Annotated in this window: 5 protein-coding genes and 2 rRNA genes; 5 read left to right on the top strand and 2 right to left on the bottom strand. The window is 42.6% G+C overall.

Going from position 1 to position 6,085, the window contains the following annotated elements; all coding sequences use genetic code 11:
• Positions 1-1,192 precede the first annotated feature (1,192 nt).
• From ACOVQQ_RS04395 to ACOVQQ_RS04375, 5 genes are all read left to right on the top strand, one after another.
• Entirely contained in the window at positions 1,193-2,017 is an 825-nt protein-coding gene (locus tag ACOVQQ_RS04395) for an alpha/beta hydrolase (protein WP_421817118.1), read from the top strand.
• Positions 2,010-2,408: a DUF1456 family protein gene (locus tag ACOVQQ_RS04390; protein WP_094485086.1), complete on the top strand. Its 399-nt coding sequence runs from the start codon at positions 2,010-2,012 to the stop codon at positions 2,406-2,408. Before ACOVQQ_RS04395 ends, ACOVQQ_RS04390 begins: the two co-directional genes overlap by 8 nt.
• 204 nt (positions 2,409-2,612) lie before the next feature.
• Complete coding sequence (locus tag ACOVQQ_RS04385) at positions 2,613-2,846, top strand: hypothetical protein (RefSeq protein ID WP_421817117.1); 234 nt, start codon at positions 2,613-2,615, stop codon at positions 2,844-2,846.
• A 27-nt stretch (positions 2,847-2,873) separates the two neighbouring features.
• On the top strand, positions 2,874-4,202 hold the full coding sequence (locus tag ACOVQQ_RS04380; RefSeq protein WP_421817116.1) for an alpha/beta fold hydrolase: 1,329 nt from the start codon (positions 2,874-2,876) through the stop codon (positions 4,200-4,202).
• A gap of 22 nt (positions 4,203-4,224) precedes the next feature.
• On the top strand, positions 4,225-5,277 hold the full coding sequence (locus ACOVQQ_RS04375; RefSeq protein WP_421817115.1) for a WD40/YVTN/BNR-like repeat-containing protein: 1,053 nt from the start codon (positions 4,225-4,227) through the stop codon (positions 5,275-5,277).
• 470 nt (positions 5,278-5,747) lie between these two features.
• On the opposite strand, the gene rrf is transcribed toward ACOVQQ_RS04375, so the two are convergent.
• A 5S ribosomal RNA gene (gene rrf / locus ACOVQQ_RS04370) occupies positions 5,748-5,855 on the bottom strand.
• Positions 5,856-5,946: 91 nt separating this feature from the next.
• Positions 5,947-6,085: ribosomal RNA gene (locus ACOVQQ_RS04365) — 23S ribosomal RNA — on the bottom strand; the annotation flags it as partial.

The raw sequence follows: 6,085 nt of genomic DNA, 5'->3' as shown, positions 1-6,085 counted from the left end.
AGCTATCGGGATCGCGACGTTTACCATTTTACGTATCGTTTTGCCCAACCGAACCCGCGTATCGTGCGAGCCTGAGCTTGTCGAAGGCTGGTGCGATTTTTTGGTGACTTGACACGTTCTGTGTTTTCCTCAACGGTACCATATTGCGCAAAATTTTGTGAGGTTCAGTGTTTTCTGTGCGCTTAAAATGCTGGTACTTGAGCGGGTCGAAGGCAAACATGGTGTACATTGTGATAAACTTTGAGAAACTTTGTGCTCCTTAAATCTTTTCATCTCGAAGTTTCGAAATCTCGAAAATCTATCAAAAATGCGGTTTTTCCGTAAAATTTATTTCCGGGATTTTCGTACGTGGGAATCGCTCCCCATCCCTCCCGCCCCCATCGAAGCGAAGTTTTGAAAAAAAATTGACATACGATTACGGGTTTTCCGCATATTTTAGGATAAGTATCAAGTATTAAGATTTGAGTATTAAGATTGAAGTATTAAGACATCGCGACGTTCACCACTTAACGTATCGTTTTACCCGCCCGAACCCGCGTATCGTGCGAGCTTGAGCTTGTCGAAGGCTGGTGCGATTTTTTGGTGGCTTGACACGTTCTGTGTTTTCCTCAACGGTACCATATTGTACAAAATTCTGTGAAGTTCAGTGTTTCATGTGCGCTTAAAAAGCTGGTACATGACCGGGTCGAAGGCAAACATGGTGTCCATTGTGATAAACTTTGTGAAACATTGTGCTCCATCGGTCCGAAAGGTTGTAGAATGCCTAACCGCAAAGAACACGAAGATTTACGCGAAGTTCGCAATGCGGAATTTTTGGAGTATTAAGATCGGAGTATTAAGTATTAAGACTTTGATGCGATCACCAATTACTGTATCGTTTTGCCCTACTGAACCTAAATATCGTGGGAGCCTGAGCGTGTTGAAAGCTAATCTTTCAATCTTTAAATCTTTCAATTTTTAAATCTTTTTCCTTGCGCAGCTTTTCCGCGCGAACGGGTGAAGCGACATACTTTTTGGCGATTTTAATTTCCACGGAACGTTTGCCAAAAAGATACAGCGGAACACGTGACGGCTTGAACCTCTTTTGCGCAGCGACGACTCGTTTGCCGGCGCGCCCAAATAAAAATCATCTTTAGGCTAAACGATAGATGTGCTGGCTACAACCCGTTATTTCTTATCTTGCAACAAAAAAATGCTAAAGTACTTTATACTGCTTCTCGTTTCCCTTGGTGCCGCTTTTCTGTATAAAAGTTGGGGGCAAGGAAGTACTGCCGCAAAAAATGTGCAGACTTTTTCTATTAAATCGGCTGTGCTTAACGAGAGCAGAACTGTTTGGGTGTACTTGCCACTGAACTATTCCAAATCGAAAAAATATCCGGTTTTGTACCTGTTCGACGGTCAGAATTTATTTGATGCGAAAACGGCCTATTCGGGTGAGTGGGAAGTTGATGAAACGCTAAATGCTTTGAAAGCCGAGCTTATTGTGGTTGGTTTAAATCACGGAAACGAAAAGCGACTTGAAGAACTGACACCTTTTGTTCACGAAAAATACGGCGGTGGAAAAGCAGCCGTTTTTATTGAATTTCTAACTCAAGAAGTTATGCCGGAGATTAAAAAACGATTTTCGGTTTCGACAGACAGAAAAAATACGGGAATTGGAGGAAGTTCACTCGGCGGATTGACAGCTTTTTATGCCGCTTTTGAACATTCGAAAATCTTTGGCCGTGCTCTAGTATTCTCGCCTTCATTTTGGTACGATTCGAAAGTATACGACCTTCCGCTTAAAGGAGAACAAAAACCAAAACTGTACTTTATAAGTGGCGATTCAGAAAGTGAAACGATGGTTGCCGAGATAACAAACATGATCGACATCTTGAAAAACAAACGCAACTATACTGAAGCCGAATTACCTTTCAAAATAATTCCAAAAGGCAATCATAACGAACAACTGTGGCGCAGCCAATTTGCCGAAGCCATACAAAATCTATTTCCAGAAACAATTAAGAAAAATGACTAACAACGATATCTTTAAAAAATTACGTGTCGCTTTAAAATTACGCGACGAACACATTGTGGAAATCTTGCAATTAGTAGATTTCCGAATCACCAAATCGGAGTTAAGTGCATTTTTTCGAGACGAGAAACACCCAAATTACGTAGAATGTGGCGATCAGATTTTACGAAATTTCCTCAACGGATTGGTTTTATTTCTTCGCGGAAGTAAAGAGCAACCCAAACAACCTAGCGACGTACTGCGCGACATTCACAAGGATTTCTTAGAAGCACAAACACAGAAAACACCCGCTGCACCCGTAAAACGAGCAGCGCAAAAACCCGCTGCAAAGAAAGCAGTCCCGAAAAAATCGGTCGTAGAGAAAGTGGCATATAAAAATGGGAAGAAAAAGTAGAAGGTAAGTATCTGATGTACAAGTAGCTATTTTAATGCATCTCCATGTACGACTTTTTAGTGTTTTTTAAAGAGTAAGTACAATACCTTATAGATAAACTTTTATACGCGTAATTGCCAGCGCTCAAAATGCTTGTTGCATAGAATGCGCAATTTTTGACAACTGCCGAAGTTCTTGGTGCATGTATTTTTGGAAAAAAATATAATGAACCATGCCTTTACTCGCAGTATTCATATCCTCTTTTTTTCTGTAAGTCTAGTTTTTATCGTTCGGAAGCAGTTCGATCAGGCGCTGATTTATGGCGGATTGGCATTAGCTTTCGATCCGTTTAACGTAAACGTAAAGTGGTCTGATCGGCCCAACTGGCAACGAATCGTTTTAATTGGCGAATTACTTTTAGTGTTCGCTTGCTTCGGACTTACCCTATTTCAAATCTAATTCTCAAAATCATTCAATACGTACGCTATGAAAAAGTCGTTACTTCTTGTCATGCTCCTACTGTCTGCACAAATCTACGCACAACCTTTGGCACGAAAAGGCTGGTTGGGTGCTCGACTAGTTCCTGAAAATGGAGGCGGTGTAAAAATCACCGAAATTGTAGGCGGTACTTCAAAAGCCAGTAATTTACAGGTTTCTGATATCGTTTTAAAGATAAACGGATCGTCGATCACCGAACCGCGCGATGTTTCGAACTTGATTTCAAAACTGTCCGAGAACGACCCAATCACCTTTACCGTAAAGCGAAATGATAAAACAATCGAGCTTAAGTCGAAAGTGGCTGGTCGCGATCGCGAAAAAAGCACAGTTGGAGAAGTAATTTATGAACGAATACCTTACAAAAACGGATTTCTGAGTGCGATCATCAATAAACCCGCTGGCAAAGGTAAATTCCCGGCCGTACTCTTTATTCCGGGATATACTTGTAGTTCGGTCGATGGTTTAACCGAAGATCATCCCTACGGACGAATCGTAAATGCCTTTCATCAAGCCGGATTTGTAGTACTTCGTGTGGAAAAAAGTGGTCTTGGCGACAGTCAGAATACTGCTGATTGCAGCTCCACTACCCTAACCGACGAAATAGATGGATTTAAAACAGGTTTTCAGAAACTTAAACAACTGCCGTATGTCGACTTAGATAACGTATTTATTATCGGACACTCCATGGGTGGCATCATAGCGCCGGCGATTAGCGCTACCGAGAAAGTAAAAGGCACAATTGTTTACGGAACTACAGCAAAAAGTTGGTTTGAATATCAACTCGAAATGAATCGCTTGCAATTAAAACTCGCAAACACGCCACCGTTTGAATACGAAGAAAACTGCCGATTACAGGCGGAAATCGCTTACGACTATTTCATTCAAAAAAAGAGTTTAAGTGATATTAGCAGCGATCCGAAAAAAGCTGAAACCCTTAAAACGGCATGGCAATACAACGGAAAAGACATGATTTTTGACCGAAATCAGGAGTATTGGCGACAAATCCAAGATTATCCGCTGCTTGAAAACTGGAAAAATACAAGCGGAAATGTACTGGTGCTTTTTGGAGAATCGGATTTTCAGGCGTTTTCTAAAGCCGACCACGAGCAGATCGTATCGACAGTTAATTATTATCATCCCAATGCAGCGACACTGCTGAGTTTTCCAGAAACCGATCACTATCTGGCAAAATCCGGAAGTATGCAACAAGCATACGACCTTTTTAGTCAGGGAAAAATTCTAGAATTATTTCAGGCTTTCAATCCCGATGTAACGCAGAAATCGGTTGACTGGGCAAAAAAATTGAGTAACAAATAGTCACTATCAACTACTAACAATTATGAAAAACTTAAAAATCTTTATCTTTCTTTTTAGCGTAAACACTGCCCTGTTCGCGCAAACTTGGCAAAAGCTAAATACAGAACCTTATGCAGGAAAGCAGGACGATATTACGTTTATCGACCGAAATACAGGTTGGTATGTCAACGGATTTGGGCGGATTTACCACACCACCGATGGCGGTCAGAATTGGACCAAACAAATCGAACAAAAAGGTACATTCTTTAGAACCATCGCATTTCTAAATGAAAATGTAGGTTTCGCCGGAACAGTTGGAACCGATTATTTCCCGAACGTTACCGATACAATTCCACTTTACGGCACTAAAGACGGTGGAAAAACGTGGAAGCCGGTTCCTTACAACGGACCGTATGTTAAAGGTTTGTGTGCCTTCGACGTAGTTTCCGAATCTGTGAAGAAGAAGGGAAAAACCGAGCAGATACACCATATTTTTGCCGTTGGTCGTGTGGGAAGTCCGGCAAATATTATGATTTCCCACGATAGCGGCGAAACCTGGATTTCGCGCAGCATGCAAGCCGATTGCAAGATGCTGTTTGATATAAAAATGCTGGACAAAAATGTAGGCTTCGCCTGCGCTGCTAATAATGAAGACATTTCGCAGTCCAATGCCTTGGTTTTGAAAACTACCGACGGTGGAACGACTTGGAAAAAAGTCTACGAGTCGGCACGACCTTTTGAGACTACTTGGAAAGTGTCGTTTCCGACGGCAAAAATCGGTTACGTGACCATTCAATCGTACAATCCGGATCCAAATGTCAAACAACAGCGCATTGCAAAGACTACAGATGGTGGTGAAACATGGACGGAACTAAATTTGGTGGAAGACCCTGCAGCTCGTGAGTTCGGAATCGGGTTTATCGACGAAAATCATGGATTTGTAGGAACAATGAACAGCGGTTTCGAAACAACTGACGGCGGAAAAACGTGGACAAAAATCGATCTCGGGCGCGCCTGCAATAAAATTCGCATTTACCGCGACGCCGATCAAAAGGTTTACGGTTACGCAATTGGCGTTAACGTCTTTAAATTTTAGGCTTTCTATTTGATTAATTTGGTTGTTAGATGCGTAAGCTCTTTTGAGGGCTTGCGCATTTTTTTTTGGCAATCCGGTGCAGCGTTTTATAGTTGAAATTTGGTCGCTGCCCCGTCACGCTTTCCACGTCAATACCGTTCAGCCGTCGCTTGGTTTGCACGGCCGCCACGGGCTTCTTGGGTCGCCGTGTCGCCTCGGCGCACCAGAGCGCCGTCTGTCACGGTATTTCTGTTTCAATCGTTATTGCAGAGAAAATGATAACGCTTCAAGAGTTCCAAACTCTTGAAGCATTTATAAAAAAAAAAAGAACCCCAACCTTTTAGGTTGGGGTTCACTAAAGACCCGAGCCTGCACTAGCGGGCGAACTGAGCGAAGCTAAAGGCGACGACCCGACCCCGATAGCTATCGGGGGAACTGCGTCGCTCCAATACAAAAAAAGCCCGTTCTAAAAAAGAACGGGCTTCACTAAAAAAAGGCGACGACATACTCTCCCACGGATGCAGTACCATCTGCGCAGGCGGGCTTAACTTCTCTGTTCGGGATGGGAAGAGGTGAGCCCCGCCGCAATAATCACCTTAAATCGTTAGGCACTGGGCTCTAGGAGCTGTTACCTGTAATAAGTTAACATACTGGGAAAAAAACTTCCGATAGGGTTTTTGATAGTTTAAAGAACTTAAAGCTTACGGGTTATTAGTATCACTCGGCTATGACATTGCTGCCTTTACACCTGTGACCTATCAACGTGGTCATCTCCCACGACCCTTAAAAGAAATCTCATCTTGTGGTGGGTTTCGCGCTTATATGCTTT

It is taken from the genome of Flavobacterium sp. (assembly GCF_049240005.1).
Lineage (GTDB): Bacteria > Bacteroidota > Bacteroidia > Flavobacteriales > Flavobacteriaceae > Flavobacterium.
The sequence above is the reverse complement of the archived record's forward strand: the minus strand, read 5'-3'. Positions and strand labels throughout refer to the sequence as shown.